Annotated in this window: 17 protein-coding genes, 1 tRNA gene and 3 pseudogenes; 9 read left to right on the forward strand and 12 right to left on the reverse strand. The window is 57.7% G+C overall.

The genetic code is table 11. The features are described 5' to 3' along the window. The 5 genes and pseudogenes from B3759_RS12910 to B3759_RS12930 form a co-directional block, all read right to left on the reverse strand. Positions 1 to 308, reverse strand: a pseudogene (locus tag B3759_RS12910) (phosphoglucosamine mutase); the annotation flags it as partial. A 109-nt stretch (positions 309 to 417) separates the two neighbouring features. Next, positions 418 to 1,851, reverse strand: a complete 1,434-nt coding sequence (pyk, locus tag B3759_RS12915; RefSeq protein WP_291366366.1) for a pyruvate kinase — start codon at positions 1,849 to 1,851, stop codon at positions 418 to 420. 113 nt (positions 1,852 to 1,964) lie between these two features. Next, complete coding sequence (locus tag B3759_RS12920; RefSeq protein WP_291366368.1) at positions 1,965 to 3,053, reverse strand: SH3 domain-containing protein; 1,089 nt, start codon at positions 3,051 to 3,053, stop codon at positions 1,965 to 1,967. A 167-nt stretch (positions 3,054 to 3,220) separates the two neighbouring features. Then, on the reverse strand, positions 3,221 to 3,610 hold the full coding sequence (locus B3759_RS12925; protein WP_291366370.1) for a DsrE family protein: 390 nt from the start codon (positions 3,608 to 3,610) through the stop codon (positions 3,221 to 3,223). After that, the gene (locus B3759_RS12930; protein ID WP_291366372.1) at positions 3,603 to 4,376 is read right to left on the reverse strand and encodes a HesA/MoeB/ThiF family protein; all 774 of its coding nucleotides are present in this window, start codon (positions 4,374 to 4,376) and stop codon (positions 3,603 to 3,605) included. The genes B3759_RS12925 and B3759_RS12930 overlap by 8 nt, the downstream gene beginning before the upstream one ends. 140 nt (positions 4,377 to 4,516) lie before the next feature. Between B3759_RS12930 and B3759_RS12935 the strand changes: the two genes are divergently transcribed. Next, a complete protein-coding gene (locus tag B3759_RS12935) occupies positions 4,517 to 5,134 on the forward strand; it encodes a DUF2939 domain-containing protein (RefSeq protein WP_291366374.1) in 618 nt (205 codons plus the stop codon). A gap of 167 nt (positions 5,135 to 5,301) precedes the next feature. On the opposite strand, the gene B3759_RS12940 is transcribed toward B3759_RS12935, so the two are convergent. After that, a complete protein-coding gene (locus B3759_RS12940; protein WP_010667237.1) occupies positions 5,302 to 5,529 on the reverse strand; it encodes a DUF3126 family protein in 228 nt (75 codons plus the stop codon). 614 nt (positions 5,530 to 6,143) lie between these two features. Here B3759_RS12940 and B3759_RS12945 point away from each other — a divergent pair. Then, positions 6,144 to 6,437 carry a hypothetical protein gene (locus B3759_RS12945; protein ID WP_291366376.1) on the forward strand — a complete coding sequence of 98 codons (294 nt, stop codon included), beginning with the start codon at positions 6,144 to 6,146 and terminating at the stop codon, positions 6,435 to 6,437. An 84-nt stretch (positions 6,438 to 6,521) separates the two neighbouring features. On the opposite strand, the pseudogene B3759_RS12950 reads toward B3759_RS12945, so the two are convergent. Beyond that, positions 6,522 to 7,003 (reverse strand): annotated as a pseudogene (locus B3759_RS12950) (hypothetical protein). A gap of 564 nt (positions 7,004 to 7,567) precedes the next feature. On the opposite strand from B3759_RS12950, the gene B3759_RS12955 reads away from it, so the two are divergent. Beyond that, on the forward strand, positions 7,568 to 8,113 hold the full coding sequence (locus B3759_RS12955; RefSeq protein ID WP_291366378.1) for a DUF4142 domain-containing protein: 546 nt from the start codon (positions 7,568 to 7,570) through the stop codon (positions 8,111 to 8,113). A 152-nt stretch (positions 8,114 to 8,265) separates the two neighbouring features. On the opposite strand, the gene hrcA is transcribed toward B3759_RS12955, so the two are convergent. After that, a complete protein-coding gene (hrcA, locus tag B3759_RS12960) occupies positions 8,266 to 9,333 on the reverse strand; it encodes a heat-inducible transcriptional repressor HrcA (RefSeq protein ID WP_291366490.1) in 1,068 nt (355 codons plus the stop codon). Positions 9,334 to 9,707: 374 nt separating this feature from the next. Between hrcA and B3759_RS12965 the strand changes: the two genes are divergently transcribed. Both B3759_RS12965 and rdgB read left to right on the forward strand, forming a co-directional pair. Continuing rightward, positions 9,708 to 10,706 carry an aldo/keto reductase gene (locus B3759_RS12965; protein WP_291366380.1) on the forward strand — a complete coding sequence of 333 codons (999 nt, stop codon included), beginning with the start codon at positions 9,708 to 9,710 and terminating at the stop codon, positions 10,704 to 10,706. Positions 10,707 to 10,848: 142 nt separating this feature from the next. Further along, complete coding sequence (gene rdgB, locus B3759_RS12970; protein ID WP_291366382.1) at positions 10,849 to 11,451, forward strand: RdgB/HAM1 family non-canonical purine NTP pyrophosphatase; 603 nt, start codon at positions 10,849 to 10,851, stop codon at positions 11,449 to 11,451. Positions 11,452 to 11,626: 175 nt separating this feature from the next. On the opposite strand, the gene rpoH is transcribed toward rdgB, so the two are convergent. Together rpoH and B3759_RS12980 are read right to left on the reverse strand one after the other, a co-directional pair. After that, positions 11,627 to 12,517, reverse strand: a complete 891-nt coding sequence (gene rpoH / locus B3759_RS12975) for an RNA polymerase sigma factor RpoH (protein WP_010669247.1) — start codon at positions 12,515 to 12,517, stop codon at positions 11,627 to 11,629. A 250-nt stretch (positions 12,518 to 12,767) separates the two neighbouring features. Then, positions 12,768 to 13,745 carry an RluA family pseudouridine synthase gene (locus B3759_RS12980; RefSeq protein WP_291366385.1) on the reverse strand — a complete coding sequence of 326 codons (978 nt, stop codon included), beginning with the start codon at positions 13,743 to 13,745 and terminating at the stop codon, positions 12,768 to 12,770. A 47-nt stretch (positions 13,746 to 13,792) separates the two neighbouring features. On the opposite strand from B3759_RS12980, the gene B3759_RS12985 reads away from it, so the two are divergent. The 3 genes from B3759_RS12985 (at position 13,793) to B3759_RS12995 (ending at position 14,762) form a co-directional block, all read left to right on the forward strand. Further along, entirely contained in the window at positions 13,793 to 14,140 is a 348-nt protein-coding gene (locus B3759_RS12985) for a hypothetical protein (protein ID WP_291366387.1), read from the forward strand. A gap of 80 nt (positions 14,141 to 14,220) precedes the next feature. After that, positions 14,221 to 14,296 (forward strand) — tRNA-Glu (locus tag B3759_RS12990). Positions 14,297 to 14,387: 91 nt separating this feature from the next. Further along, the gene (locus B3759_RS12995) at positions 14,388 to 14,762 is read left to right on the forward strand and encodes a hypothetical protein (protein ID WP_291366389.1); all 375 of its coding nucleotides are present in this window, start codon (positions 14,388 to 14,390) and stop codon (positions 14,760 to 14,762) included. A 293-nt stretch (positions 14,763 to 15,055) separates the two neighbouring features. Here the strand turns inward: B3759_RS12995 and B3759_RS16915 are convergent, their stop codons facing one another. Then, the gene (locus B3759_RS16915; protein WP_291366391.1) at positions 15,056 to 15,166 is read right to left on the reverse strand and encodes a hypothetical protein; all 111 of its coding nucleotides are present in this window, start codon (positions 15,164 to 15,166) and stop codon (positions 15,056 to 15,058) included. Beyond that, complete coding sequence (locus tag B3759_RS13005; RefSeq protein WP_291366393.1) at positions 15,163 to 15,366, reverse strand: DUF3732 domain-containing protein; 204 nt, start codon at positions 15,364 to 15,366, stop codon at positions 15,163 to 15,165. Before B3759_RS13005 ends, B3759_RS16915 begins: the two co-directional genes overlap by 4 nt. Before the next feature lie 18 nt (positions 15,367 to 15,384). Here B3759_RS13005 and B3759_RS13010 point away from each other — a divergent pair. Then, positions 15,385 to 15,560, forward strand: a pseudogene (locus B3759_RS13010) (IS5/IS1182 family transposase); the annotation flags it as partial. Positions 15,561 to 15,664 lie beyond the last annotated feature (104 nt).

Consider the following 15,664-nt stretch of genomic DNA (forward strand, 5'->3'; position numbering starts at 1 on the left):
GCGGAAATCATCACGCCCAGATCAGCGCGGAGAGAGCGCGTCAGCATGGCGATAGCGGGCGTCGGCATCGGACCGACAAGGGTCACATCCATACCCGCTGACAGGAAGCCGGCCACAAGCGCACATTCGATCATGTAGCCAGAAAGGCGCGTGTCCTTGCCGACCACCACGCGATGACGATGACTTCCTCGGCGGAAATGCAACCCGGCAGCCTGACCAAGCTTCTGAGCAATCTCCACAGTCATGGGAGAGGTGTTCGCCTTCCCGCGGATGCCGTCGGTCCCGAAAAACTGTCGTGTCTTGCTCATGCCGTGCCTGAAATCGCCTGCGTAAGTCGCTGTGGGAACGGAATACCCGTTCATTTCTGTCTTCTTTACCCTTCCCCTTCAGCCGGGGCCAGAGGGAGAAGGGATCACTTCAGGCTTCAGGAATTTTCGCAACCCGGATCGTGTTGGTCGATCCACTGATCCCGAACGGCACTCCGGCGGTGATGACAATCGTGTCGCCGGGCGCACCGACATGACTCTTGAGCGCCGCTTCCAGCGCCGTAGACACCATGGCCTCCGTATCCCGGACCTGCTTGTCCGCAGGCGTGACAAAGGACTGGACACCCCAGACCAGAACCAGTCGCCGGGCCGTTGCAATGGTCGGCGTCAATCCGAGAACACGGGCGATCGGGCGCTCACGGGCGATACGCAGGGCGGTCGGCCCCGCATGCGTGTAGGCCACGATGGCCGAAGTCGCCAATGTCGTGGCGACCTGCTGGGCGGCATGAGCAATGGCGTCGGCAATATAATGCTCGGGAGCGAGACGACTGGCCTGCATGATCATGCGCCAGCCCTCATCCGATTCCACCTGCTCCAGAATCCGGTTCATGATTGTGACGGCTTCACACGGATACTGACCGGCTGCGGACTCGGCGGACAGCATCACGGCGTCCGCACCATCAAACACGGCTGTTGCAACATCAGACGCTTCTGCACGCGTGGGTGTTGGGGCCGAAATCATACTCTCCAGCATCTGCGTCGCCACGATCACCGGTTTGCCAAGCAGGCGAGCCTCTCGGATGATCCGTTTCTGCGCCAGCGGCACGACCTCCGGCGGCAGCTCCACGCCAAGATCACCACGCGCCACCATGACCGCATCGGAGGCGTCGAGAATGGCCGCCAGATTGTCCAGCGCCTGTGGCTTTTCCAGCTTCGACACCAGCCAAGCCCGCCCTTGCACCAGACTCCGTGCTTCCAGAACATCTTCCGGGCGCTGCACGAAGGACAGGGCGATGAAATCCGCTCCCATCTCCAGAGCAAAGGCGAGATCGTCCCGATCTTTGGTGGTCAGGGCCGGAATGGGCAGCACAAGGTCCGGAACATTCACCCCCTTGTGGTTGCTGAGAGGACCACCGACCAGCACTTCAGTTTCCAGAAAATCGTCGCCCACCTTCCTGATGACAAGCTTCAGTTTGCCGTCATCCAGAAGAAGAACCGAGCCTTCCTTCGCCACGGAAATGATTTCCCGATGAGGCAGATTGACCCGGGACGCATCGCCCGGTGTTTCACTGAGATCCAGACGGAATGGTCTGCCCGTTTCCAGCAGAACTTTCCCATCAGCAAAACGGCCCACGCGCAGCTTAGGGCCCTGCATGTCGGCAAGGACACCGAGAGGTCGGCCGATTTCCTGCTCGACCTCCCGCACGATCCGGTAACGGGCCGCATGATCGTCATGTGTGCCGTGGGAAAAATTGAACCGGAAAACATCCGCCCCAGCGAGGGCGAGGCTTCTGATCACCTCATGCGTCGATGAGGACGGTCCAAGTGTGGCCACGATCTTTGTGCGACACTGAGCGACGACCATGAGTGCAGTCTCCTGTTGTGAGCCGGATGCCCCGAGACTGACTCAACGAAGCAGACCTGTCATCCGATCACCCTGTCTCCGTCCTATCGGGACAAAAAAAGGTGATCACATGCTCAGGACGGCGGATAGGCCTCATCCGGTCCGATTCCCCACATCTGGGCGCGGTGAACCCAACCCTCGTAACGCTGCACGGAAACCTTGCACCATGATGAGCCGGACGCGCAGGCCTTGATGGTGCCAACAGTGCCCGGCGTCAGCACGGCCACAGCGGCGGACTCATCATCAGCCGATGAATGGAGGATAACCGCACCGGGTAGCTTCGCCACATCCGCGCTGGTGGAAACACGACTGATGATCTTGGATTCAGTGTGACGGTTGGCTGCTGGTGCTTCAGCTTTCGCCGGTTCGGCTTTTGGCGCATCGTGCTTCTGCTCGTCCGTCTTCGCTCCGGCAGAGACATCTGGCGCAGGTTTGGCTGCGGTTTCCGCTGAAGGCGCTGCTGTGCCCGGCGGGTATGGAATGACAAAGTCACGCGAGCCAATGAGCGTGGCCTGATGCACCCAGCCTTTTACCCCGTCAGCGTCTTCGACCAGACGCCATACATCGAACTCACGCTCGATCTGCACGGGCAGACCGCGACGATGATAGACCCACTGGATAGGATAACGCTGGCCCGGACCGGCTCGCATGTTCACATCATCCGCACGCAGGGCCGCGAAGCGAGGCAACGGAAGGCCGGTGTTGCTGCCCTTCGTCGGATCCTGCCCATTGGCGTTGGAACCGCCCGCTGTTCCTTCAGGTGAGGCGGGCTGCGTCTGATCGCCATCGGTGGGTACGGGGACCGACACAGGACGGACCGGTTCAGCTGGCGCGCCGTGAACGGCGTGTTTTGTCGGATGGGCTTTATGCGCCGCCCTGCCTTTGTGAGACGTTTCTTCCTTGGCCGCCGTCTCATGCTTCTTGTGATGAGATGCTGCGGTCGAGCCATGCGCCTTCACCTCGGCATCATGGTGGCTTTTCTGCGTCTTGTCCGCATGCGCCCCCGTATGTGTCGCCTTTTTGCCGGCCTTATGGGCGGCGTCACCTTTGTGGTGATGCGCGGGCTGGTCCGATGTGGCGGCCTGCGCAACGGCAGTCACCGACAGGGTTGCGGTCGCGGTCATAAGGGTCGCGGCAACGCGCAGAGGGATGGATGCTTTCATGCCCGCATCCGTGCCAAGAGCTGAGCCGGTCGGCAAGTGGGTTCATGGATTCCCGTCACAGAAATACCCTGATGCAATGTGGGCCGGTCGCAGTCAGACAGAATCGCCTGATCGCGCAAAGAAAAACAGACACCCGTCATCACCACAGGGGGAGAAGCGACAGGCTTCTAGAAAGTGACCAGTTTATACCCGGCGGAAAGATCGAGAAAAGTAGGCATTCCAATCACTTCGACTTCTTCGACCAGATCAGCCTCTGTCTTTCCGGTGCGTCGGAGTCCGGTTTCACACACAAGCAGTCTGGCGTTCATGGAGAGAAGCGCATCCCGCAGCGTGGCGAGCGTTGCAACGCCCTGCATGGAAAGCTGGCGTTCTTCTTTTTCCCATATAATTTCCGACTCCCGGCACAGCGCGAGAACCCCGGGCCCCGTCGCAAAGATGATCACGGACCGGTTCAGGGCGAGCGCCGAAGCCGCCAGCATGAAAGCCGCGTGCAGCCGATTGAAATCGTTGTCGCAGAGAAGAAAAGCGAAATCCTTCTCAAATGTGTGTTCAGTCATGTCTTTCCTGCTTGCCGCAGACCGGGCAGTCCGGATCCCTTGGAATGGTGATGGTCGTGAACCGCGTCGTCAGCGCATCCCAGAGCAACAGCCTGCCTGCCAGAGATTCGCCGAGGTCCAGTAACTCCTTCAACGCTTCTGTCGCCTGAAGCGTTCCAAGGACGCCCGTTACCGCACCGAAAATACCAGCATCGCCACAGCTCGGAGCCGATCCATCCTCACCGGTGCGCGGAAACAGACACTCGTAACAGGGGCCACCCAGATGGGGCCGGAACGTTGAGAGCTGGCCGTCAAACCGGAGCACTGCGGCGGACACGAGCGTCTTGCGCTGCTGCACGCAGGCGGCGTTAACCAGATAACGCGTCTCAAAATTATCGCACCCGTCGCAGACAAGATCATAACGGGCGACAAGGTCAGCGACATTCTCAGCCGTCAGCCGTGTTTCATGCGTCTCGATACAGATCTCGGGATTGAGCGCTTCGAGGGTCTGACGGGCAGAGGCCGCCTTGCTCATCCCAACGCGATCGGTGGTGTGCAGGATCTGCCTCTGAAGGTTGGACAGCTCAACCCGGTCATGATCAATGATCCCGATCCTACCAACACCGGCTGCTGCCAGATAACACGCGGCAGGCGACCCAAGCCCTCCGGCGCCTACAATCAGAACGGAGGCGTTGCGCAGACGTACCTGTCCCGTGCCTCCGATTTCCGGCAGCAGAATGTGGCGCGAATATCGCTGTATTTCGTTTTCCGTCAGGTTGAGAGGCATGGGTCTTTCCGGTCGCGCTGGATAATCGCCAAACAGAATGAGATCACTTTTTCGTGATATCCATCATTGTAGTCAAACCGTAACTGCATAACTGCATTGCGTATGGTATCGTCCTTATCATGAATAGCAGGAGCGCCGCCATGCACACCGCAGACACAACACCCCACTCTGATGCTTGGGCCTGCCCCGCGCGGAAGCGGGCGCGTGTGATCTGCCTGGCATCCCTTGCCATGTCTCTGGCGCTCTACACCCTGTCGCCTTTCATGACGCTCTGGACGATTGCCGGTGCCGTTTCCAACCACGACATGGTCGCGCTCGGACACACGATCAACTGGTCGTCTCTTGATGCGTCGATCAAGGAACAGGTGCTGAACGGGCTCAATATCGGTCAGGTCAACGAAGTGTCTGACGAATTGCCGGAATTCGGGTCTTCCTTCGCCACGAATATCGTCTCCAATGCCGTTGATACACGGGTAACGCAGGACAATCTGGGCAAGGTGGTCGATCAGGCCATGGCGTCCAGCCCTGCGCCGATCAACAGTGGCACCGTTTTCTCCGCCGTCAGTCATGCTCTGGTACGCTTCACGGCTGCCAACAGCTTTGAAGCGCAGGTAGTGCTTCCGGGTCATGAAAACGAAACCCCGCTGCGGGTCCAGCTCCGCATCGAACGCTGGCAGTGGAAACTGACCCGCGTGGATTTCCCGACTGAAGTCCATCGTCCGGTCATGGAAGCTTCGGTCATACAGCACAAGGCCTGATAGAACCGACACGTTCGGATGAGCAGCCGCTTTTAGAGGCGAAGTATAAAGCGCTGTGCCTGTTTGCAGAGCAGCAGGCACAGCGCCGAAAACAGCCCGCCAGATGCCATCAAAAACCCCCGAACCGTTCAACCGGTCGGGGGTTTTTCTGTTTTAGCCTACCTGTCTCAGACCGGCGGCGGCAGGTCTTCTTCCAGCAGTATGATATTGATGGCGTAGGACACTTCACCCTCATCATCGTCACGATGAATGGTGCCGATCACTTCGCCGTCCACAGCCAGTTCTACCGAGAGGCCTGGACGCGGCGGAGCGTTGACGCTCAGCCCCTTGGCCCCGAGTAGACGGCGCAGGGTGGTTTGAAGACGTGAAATCTCACTTGTCGAAATATTGCTCATTGAAGGCATCTCCCGGAAGATGGTGGGCGGTTTGTATGGCTGAAGGGTCGCCGACTTCACTCAGTCGGTTGCAGGTTCGAACACAACCGCCTCCTGCGGTAAGTGGCACGCTAATAGGCATAGCCGCCCCCTCCTGCAACTCCCACATGAGGATTGTGTGAATGTAATAGGGTCTTCACACTCGGCAGGACGTGTTCGGAAAACGATGATACCGGGTTTCCCGCCATGAAAGCCTTGACGGAATTATGAAGCACGTTGTCTGGCGCCCTAACTTCACGGGCCAGCAGGACCCGACTGCGCGACAGGACAGGAAGAAGACTGTCGACCGGTCAATCATCTCCACCGAAAACCGCCGCCTGTGGCGCTGACAGGCAGCAAGAGCCTGCTGTATGGCGTTTCGGAGCCTCTCTCTTTATTCCTTGAAGCGCTCTATTTCCCTTTTGATACAACAATCCAGACCATGAGAAATTTTCCCAAAACGATCCAATCCCCCCTATTCAGGCAAGATCACGCACGCTGCACAACCGTTCGTTGTCCTGTGGACACAGTGTCTGGCTGCAACCTTGATCTGCGTTCTGTTGTCAGGGTGTGTGGACGATCATGGCAAAGGGGATATGCACGCTGCCGTTTCAGACTGTTTTGCAAAATATCCTTTTGCAAAAGGAACGGCCTATCAGCGTTTCAACTGCATCTATCTGGCGCACTTCCATTATGGACCAGCGGCCATGGGACCGCAGTATAACCTGCTTCTGCAAGTCGATCTGGCGTCCCTGAAGGTCGGGAAGGACGTGGATTCAGGCATTCTGACACCGGAAGAAGGCAAGAGGACCCTGCACTGGGTTACGGACAAGGCCTATTTCCAAGCATCCCAACCGGCATGGGCTGCGGTACAGCCGAAAAGAAACTGATAAAGTTACATAAAGAAAAAGGGAATGCCGCCTGAGCAACATTCCCTCTCTCCAGCACAAGCCAGACTTGATCAAAGCGGCATTTTACTGAGGCCGCGGCACAATAGCCGGTGCCGTGGAATCCTTCTCCGTATTCAGCACAGCATTGCCGGACTGCTTGGAATAGGTCGCAGAAGTGGACTGCTGCGGCGTTCTGGGGGAGTGGAAAGCTGAAACGCCAAAGAGACCGCCAGCAGAACTCCGCATCGTGCCTTCCGGCTGACGGGCACATCCACGGGTGATGATGGAACAGACACCATCCGTGCCGATCATTTCATCATCGTTACCGGTGTAATGCACGTCAGACACACGGTCATTGTCCAGACGGATCACTGCAGTACAGCCAGTGCCGCCACCGCCGCCCAGCGTGTTCACAAGTGTCGAAATATCACCCACCGGAATGAGGGTGGACCCGCCATAGCTCGGTGCAGGCTGCGTGCCTGTGTAGGTCAGGATCTGCGTCGTGTCATTGAGCTGCTTGGTGCTCGCAGGCAGGCCTGCAGATCATAGGATGTCATGCCGATCATCGTGAGCTGCGCTTTATGCGCTGCACGTGAATCAAAATACCCGCAACCACTTAAACTGACAGAGAGTGAGGCGACCGCTAGCAAACCCCAAATACCACTCTTCATTTCTTCGACTATCCTCACACCGTGTCAAAAACGCTTTAAGCAAGACGCATAGAATTATTACGCTACTGTGTTCTTCCCCTGCAATGCAATAGCGGGAGTGGGCGAAAAACCCGCAGATTTTGACAAAAGCGACGAGATCTCTTCCTCCCTATTTGGGAATGAAAGGATATTGTGGAGCGATCATTTCTTTGCTGTTGATTGCATATTGTAAGCTTTCACTACGCATTTACCGCCCAAAGGATACGAGTATCTGCACACCAAGGATAAGATTCAGAGCACCTAGCACCTGACGCTGCTTTCTGTGAACTGACTACAAAACCCGGAAACGCCCCGCTTCTCGTGTCTTGCCTTTTCCTCCCAACCATACGCTATTATCATTGGGGTTCTTTAATAGTGTTATCTGAGACCTTGGGCAGTCACGCTGAACACCCACTGAGGTCAAAGGAGAATTTGCTGATCATGTTGCTTCCGTCCCGTCATCAGGTGCTTGCCTGCTCTTCTCTCGTCGTTTCGCTGTTTACGCTGAGCGCCTGCATGAACCCAGGTCAGCCGCCCGCGCCTCCTTTGCCCGGTCTGGCACAGGTCGCGCCTTTTACTGCTGTGGACACAAGCCTTGCCGCCAAGATCAATGATGTGGATCTGACCCACATTGCGCTGGCCAATCTCGCCAAGACCAACGCCGCCCGTAACGATATCGCATCACTCAGCGCGACGATCGTGAAAGATCTGACGGACAACCATACCAAGCTGACCGAACAAGCCACTGTCGGCAAGGCAACGCTGGCCGCGAAACCCTCTGCACAGAGCCAGAAGGTCATTACCCAGATGCAACACCTGCACGGCGCTGCATTTGACAGAGCGTATGCGCGCTATCTTGCAAGCAGCACAAAAACCACAAACGTTGTGATTGATGCAGACAGCGCCAAATCCACAAATGCGGATCTGGTGAAACTCGCAACCGACCTCAAAACAAAACTTCTCGGCTACGAAGCGCAGGTCAAATAATCACTGCATCTGACATGCCGCCCGCTTCAATACGGGCGGCATCTTTCTGAACTCAGGCCTCCGGGCCAGAATATGATGACTGAAGCGTCAGTGCTCGGCAGCGCGCCATCATTAGCCGCTCTCCACAGCAGTAAAGCGGTCGGTTTCCCGACCTATCCAAGCATCTGCCCGATTACCCGCGCTGTGTAATCAATAACGGGAATGATCCTGCCGTAATTGATCCGTGTCGGTCCGATGACCCCGATAGCGCCCACGATCCGCCGGGCCTCGTTGCGCGCTGGTGCGACAACCATCGACATGCCGGACGCTCCAAACAGGCCACTTTCCGAGCCGATAAAGATACGGACACCGTCGGAATTCTCGGCCAGTTCCAGCAGGCGCAGCATGGCGTCCTGCTTTTCCAGCCGCTCGAACAGACGCTGAATGGTCGAAAGACGTTCAATCTCCGTAATATCGGTCAGCAGATTGCCCTGCCCCCGGATGATCAGCGTGCCCCCTCGCCCCTCGTTGCTCCAGGTCGCCAGACCGCTGGCCACCACTTCCGTGGCGAGTTGATCGAGTTGGGTCTGGTCGGCTTCCATCTCATCATTCACCCGTGACCTGAGTTCGACGAGAGTCCGACCGGTCAGGCGGGCGTTCAGATAGTTCGCGGCCTCGGTCAGTGTGGAAGGCGGCATCCCTGCCGGGGTTTCGATCACCCTGTTCTCAACCTGCCCGTCAGCGCCGACCAGCACCACGAGCGCACGGTTTCCCCCAAGGGCGACGAATTCGATATGCTTGACCGCCCCCTCGCTTTTGGGCGCAATGATGAGACTGGCAGCTTGCGAGAGACCTGACAGCAGCGATGACGCCTCCGTCAACGTGTCTTCCAGCGAACGCCCACGTGTTTCCAGCGTGCTGGAGATGGATTCACGCTCTTCCTCGCTGAGGTTGCCGAACTGAAGTAGTCCATCGACAAACAGACGCAGCCCTTTTTCGGTCGGCAGACGTCCGGCGGAAGTATGCGGCGAAAACAGAAGGCCGGCATCCGTCAGGTCAGCCATCACACTACGGATCGTCGCGGGCGAGAGGCCGAGGGGCAGACGATGTGACAGTGTACGGCTGCCGACCGGATCACCGGTCTCCAGATAATGTTCGACCAGTTCGCGCAGAATGGTGGCGGAACGTGTGTTCAGACCGGAAGCCGCTCCAAGAATTTCGATGGAGCGGCCGAATGTCAGGCCGGATTTTTCATTGGAGCCGGAGATGGCATGCCTCCTTGATGCTGAGGATTTTCAAAGGATTCTGTGTTGTGACGCGACATGAAGCAAGAGGTTTCAACTTCCCTGTTCTGCGGATTTTATCCGTGTAGATTTCAATGATTCCTGAACACCTGTCTCTGGACGTCAAGCAATCATCGCCAGCCACCTTATCGTCCCTCTCTAAATAGAGCAGACCAACCAGATCCCTGCGTGTTTGCACGCAGGAAAGAGCGAAGAGAACGCGGCATGGCAGCGCCTTGTGGGAGCGGGTAACAGATCTCATCCCGCTGTGGCACGTTGGATAGGCGACGGTTACGCCCGTCATCCCGGATTCACGAACACGGAGAGTCTTCATGACACAGGCATCTGTTACGGAAACGACCACCATCCGTGGGCTTAAACACCCTGTCTCACGCATAGCGCTCGGCACATGGGCCATTGGCGGATGGATGTGGGGCGGTCCGGATGACAAGAACGCCATCGCCACCATTCAGGAAGCCGTTGATCTGGGGATCACGCTGATCGACACGGCCCCTGTTTATGGCTTTGGCCACTCGGAAGAGATTGTAGGACAGGCCCTTGCCGGACGGCGCGAGAAGGTGGCGATCGCAACCAAGGTCGGACTGGACTGGAAAGAAGATCACAAGCCGTTCCGCAATACGTCACCGGCGCGCATCCGCAAGGAAATCGAGGACTCGCTGCGTCGTCTGCGCACCGATTACATCGACCTGTATCAGGTCCACTGGCCGGATTCCGCCGTACCGATGGAAGAGACGGCCCGCACGCTCGAAAATCTGGTCAAGGAAGGCAAGGTGCTGGCGCTTGGTGTCAGCAACTTCACCATTGCCGAGATGGATGCATTCCGTTCAGCTGCGCCGCTGTCCGCTGTGCAGCCGCCTTACAATCTGTTCGAACGCGACATGGAGCGCGACATCCTGCCCTATGCGCGCCAGCACGATCTGACCATTCTGGCTTATGGGCCACTCTGTCGTGGCCTGTTGTCGGGCAAGATGACAGCCGAGACCAGGTTTGGCTCTGATGATCTGCGGAGTGCTGATCCCAAGTTCCAGTCGCCCCGCTTTGCCCAGTATCTGGAAGCCGTGCGCCAGTTGCAGGATTTTGCGCGTGAGAAACACGGCAAGTCACTTCTGGCACTGGCCATTCGCTGGGTGCTCGATCAGGGACCGACGATTGCCCTGTGGGGCGCACGTCGTCCGGACCAGATTGCAGCGGTCGCGGATGCAATGGGCTGGCATCTGAGTGCTGATGATCTGCGAGAGATCGATACGATCCTCAAGACCTGCATCACGGATCCGGTCGGCCCGGAATTCATGGCGCCTCCGGGTCGCTGATACAGCGTCCATCAGGCTAGAAGCTGTCCTGCATCAGGTAGAATCCCCTTTTCCCTCTTCATTGCAGGAAGGGTGTGGAGGAGGTTACCTGATGGCTGGCCAAAGCCTATCAGAACCGGGCCATCAACACTGCGGAGATTGCATGAGCGCGCACTTACCACTGAAACAGGGCAGCCGTCTGGTTCTTGCCAGCCACAACAAGGGTAAATTGGCCGAGTTCGCTGCTCTTCTTGCGCCTTACGGGGTGGAAGTCGTGTCTGCTGGCGAACTCAATCTGCCCGAGCCTGACGAGACGGCCCTGACGTTTGAAGGCAACGCCCGTATCAAGGCGGAAGCTGCGGCAAAAGCGACAGGCCTTCCTGCTCTCGCGGATGATTCCGGTCTCTGCGTTTCCGCTCTGGGCGGTGCGCCGGGGATTTATTCCGCGCGCTGGGCTGGGCCGGACAAGGATTTCGCTGGCGCGATGCAGCGCATTCAGCAAGGAATCGGCGGCGACGAACGGGAGGCGTGGTTTATTTCCGTCCTGTGCCTCGCCTTCCCTGACGGTATGACCGAGTGTTTTGAAGGCCGCATCGACGGCACCATCACGCCGGAACCTCGTGGCGCTGCCGGGCACGGTTATGATCCGATCTTTGTGCCGGAAGGCGAAACACGAACCTTCGCCGAGATGAGTGATGCGGAGAAGAACGCCATCAGCCATCGGGCGCGCGCTTTTGAAGCGTTCCGGAAAGAGTGTCTGGGGTAAGGTTGTTGTAGCAGGGCTCTGCCCTGCACCCGGAAGGGATCACAGATCCCTTCACCCGTTTTTATTCTAACAGGTTGGGACCAAAGGGACCGCGTCCCTTTGTGGGATTCGGGGCGAAGCCCTGAAAAGCTTCTGAAGGCATCGTCCCATTCAAATAAGGACGATGCCCTGAAACCTACTGCGCTACAGCTTCTTTCTGCCGGCGCGCTTCAATGTCTTCTTTCATGTGGGCCTGCACCTTCTCGAAAGCTCGCACTTCGATCTGACGCACGCGCTCGCGTGAAATGCCGTAATGCTGAGCCAGTTCTTCCAGCGTGACAGGCTCATCTTTCAGACGACGCTCTTCGAAAATGTGACGCTCACGATCATTGAGCGACGCCATCGCACTGGAGAGCAGAGCCTGACGGTCTGACAGTTCTTCATGCTCGCCGAGCATGTCTTCCTGATTGTCGCCATCATCGACGAGCCAGTCCTGCCACTCACCATCCCCGTCACTGCGGAGGGGCGCGTTCAGACTGTGGTCGCCCGCCGCCAGACGACGGTTCATCGCCACAACATCCTGCTCAGGCACACCGAGCGTCTTGGCGATATGATCGACCTGCTCCGGCGCCAGATCACCATCATCAATGGCTTTCATCTCACCCTTGAGACGACGCAGATTGAAGAACAGCTTTTTCTGGGCGGAGGTGGTGCCCATCTTCACCAGCGACCAACTGTGAAGAATGTACTCTTGAATCGCCGCGCGGATCCACCACATGGCGTAAGTGGCCAAGCGAAAGCCGCGCTCCGGATCAAACCGGCGAACGGCCTGCATCATGCCAACATTGCCTTCGCTGATCAGTTCGTTCAGCGGCAGGCCATAGCCACGGTAGCCAAAGGCGATCTTGGCGACGAGACGGAGGTGAGATGTGACCAGCTTATGGGCAGCCTTTACATCGCCCTTGTCACGCCAGCGGCGGGAAAGAGAGGCTTCTTCTTCTGGTGACAGAAGCGGATATTTGCGGATTTCCTGAAGATAGCGGGAAAGGCTGGCGTCAGGTCCGAGGGTTAGGGAGGGTGATGCCATGGAGAAATCTCCTTCATCCCGGTCACTGGCCTGTCCTATCCGACTTACGGAGAGATTGAACGTCGGATTGAGCGGCCTGTGGTATCGGGCGACGCAGGGAGTGGATTTAATGTGTCCCCGGCGAACTCCCCCCATTCGGGCAGAAGAAACCGGGACATCCATTCCGGCGGCCTCATTGGCGCGTCGAAAAGATAGGAACTGTCTAAAGTAAATACCCGAAAAAGTCAAGATTAACAAAAAATTATGTTAGTTAATCACTCGCCAGTATTCTTTCAAGAGTCATGAAATCTTCAGGTGGTGACGTTTCGAAGAGCAACTTCTCTCCGGTTGCGGGATGTGTGAATCCCAGTCGGGCCGCATGGAGCGCCTGTCTGTGAAAATCCAGCGCAGCGTCGCGTGCATCAACAGGACATGTTTTCGCAATCGCAGGAATACGCCGCAGATAGAGCGGATCACCCATCAGTGGATGACCGTTGGCGGAAAAATGAACCCTGATCTGGTGCGTGCGCCCCGTGGCGAGACGACACTCCACCAGCGCGGCATATGTCCCGAACGCTTTCAGAACGGTGTAGCGGGTCAGGGCCGTTTTGCCGCCGCTCCCCACCAGCGCCATGCGTTTACGGTCCCGTTTGTCGCGCCCGATATTGCCCTCATACTCGCCCTTGGTGGGAGACGGCACACCCCAGCACAAGGCGAGATAGGCGCGGTCGATCCGTCTGGCGGCAAAATCCTCTGACAGCGCACGATGCGCCCGCTCGGTCTTGGCCGCGACCATCAGACCGGACGTATCCTTGTCGAGTCTGTGCACAATTCCCGGACGCCGCTCCCCTCCGATCCCGACGAGACTTTCACCACAATGCGCGACAAGGGCGTTCACGAGGGTGCCGGTTTCATTACCGGGCGCAGGATGGACCACAAGCCCGGCCGGTTTATCGAGAACGATCAGATCATCATCCTCGTAAAGGATGGGAAAGCTTATGGCTTCGCCGACCGGTATGGCGGGCGTCGGCGCTGGAATATCCAGAACGAGTTCCACACCTGTGCGGACAGGCTCGGCCGGTTCACGCAGACAGAGACCGTTACGGGTCAGACGTCCCTCATCAATCAGGTTTTTGATGCGAGAGCGCGACAGGTCCGGAAAGCAGGCCGTCAGCACGCGATCCGTGCGCTGACCGGCGAATTCCTCGGTGATGATCAGGCTGCGTGGCCCGTGGCTTGAAACTGTCATGGGTGTCATTTACAGGCCGATGGCATCAACTGGGAAGGAATGACGGCATGGAGCAGAGCACTTTCGCACGGCGAGGGCTGTTTGCGGCCGTCATCGGCATGGGAATCCTGATTATTCTGGGTGTCGGCGCGCTGGTGGCGATCATCATTCACCGCATGTCGCACCCACGCATGCCGGTTGCCGCACCTGCTGGTATTTCCTTGCCGGTTGCAGCAACAGCCATACAGCCCCAGACTTTTCTTCTGCATGAACCCGCAGGCACCCGGATTGAGCAGATTGCCTGGTCAAATGGCGCCGTTATGGCGGTGCGCCTGAGCGGTGGAGGGCCGGATCGGGTCATTCTATGGGATACGACTTCCGGACGTTCCGTCGGAGAACTCGATCTCGCGCAGTGATTGATCACTCGGACTGATTATTTTTTAGCAGAATACTTGTGTTGGTACGCCTCTTGCCGTAAGAACCCGCCACGGCCAATGTCCCATTCGTCTAGAGGCCTAGGACACCGCCCTCTCACGGCGGCAACAGGGGTTCGAATCCCCTATGGGACGCCAATTTTATTTGGCAATATTATCAGTGGCTTATGGGCAAAGCGCTCTCTCCCACCCAAAAATTAAACAGCGATTTTGGACCAATTCTGGACCAATGACGATTTCCCCCCTTCGGAATTCGCCTCATGCCCGCACAAAATCCGCCGAGAATGCCAACCATCCCGCGACAGGGCGTCCGCTGCCCAATGGTGTGAGTTGCCGGGATCCAAAGCAGTACCGGGCACGCAAACTGGTCAACGGCCAGCGGATCGTCAGAACATTCGATACGGCCCGTCTCGCCCGCGCGTGGCTTGAAGAGGCCTCAGTCAAAGTGCGCGAAGGGCGCAATATCGATGTCCTTACTCTGGACAACATCGTGCTTCGAACGCTGATCGAGCGTTACCATGACGAGTGCACGGCTCATCGCGAGCGCGATCGCACTGGTCATATTCCGGCTCGGCTCTGCTCTGCTCCGCGACACGGTCGTTGATCTGAAGCTCTCTCGCCTGACGAGCCTGGCTGTCAGGGGCTTCCGGGACAGGCAGGAGAAAGATTTGGCCCCCGCGACCGTTGTGAAACGCCTCAACCTTCTCGCATCTATCCTGCAGCATGCGATATCTGAGGGGACGTGCCGCTGCCGCAAAATCCAGCTTCAGGACGCCTGATCAAGCGACCGGCGGGTGCGGATCGGAAGCGCGAGCCCAGCAACGTGGAAGAGGCACATCGCCGGTCACCGACGACCGCCGGTCTTTTCGTAAGGCGCTGTTTCGGCGGCGTTGCGCATCAGGAATCGATCCAGTCGAGCGGCACCAATTTGCGGCCATGCCGCCAGCGTTCAATCACGGCGGCATCGAACCAGTCCTCATTGAGATCGGCATGGTCGAGCAGGATCACCTGAAGCGAGGGCGCGATCTCACGGGCGACTTAGAGGCGATCAGCGAGAAAAGCTTCTTCACCGCCGTCTTGTCTTCGTCCGCAAGCGACAGGTCGAGAATGAGGAAGCCAGACACTGGCCGCGATTTCTGGCGGAACCATTTGTGGAGCGCGAGATGGGTGAGGACGTGATAGCCGACCCAGTTCTCGCCGCTGGTCACATCGCATAATGATCTCGTGCCCTTCTGGACGGTCTCCCACCAGCCGAATGGATGCTGGCAGACCGAGGCTATGATGCTGACTGGTCAGGGATGCCTTGGAGGAAAAAGGGATCAAACCCTGCATTCCGGGACGGAAATCTCGAGGGAAACCCACAAAATACGACAAGCGGAAATACAAAAGACGCAACCGTATACACTCAACCAGCGATACAAGCTTTGTGTTAAATTTTTGCACAGATTTTGATGGTCAATTCATTTCAGGATCGACCATAAACTGTTTTTCAGACCTTTCCGTCGA

This window comes from Acetobacter sp. UBA5411 (assembly GCF_002409645.1).
Taxonomy (GTDB): Bacteria; Pseudomonadota; Alphaproteobacteria; order Acetobacterales; family Acetobacteraceae; genus Acetobacter.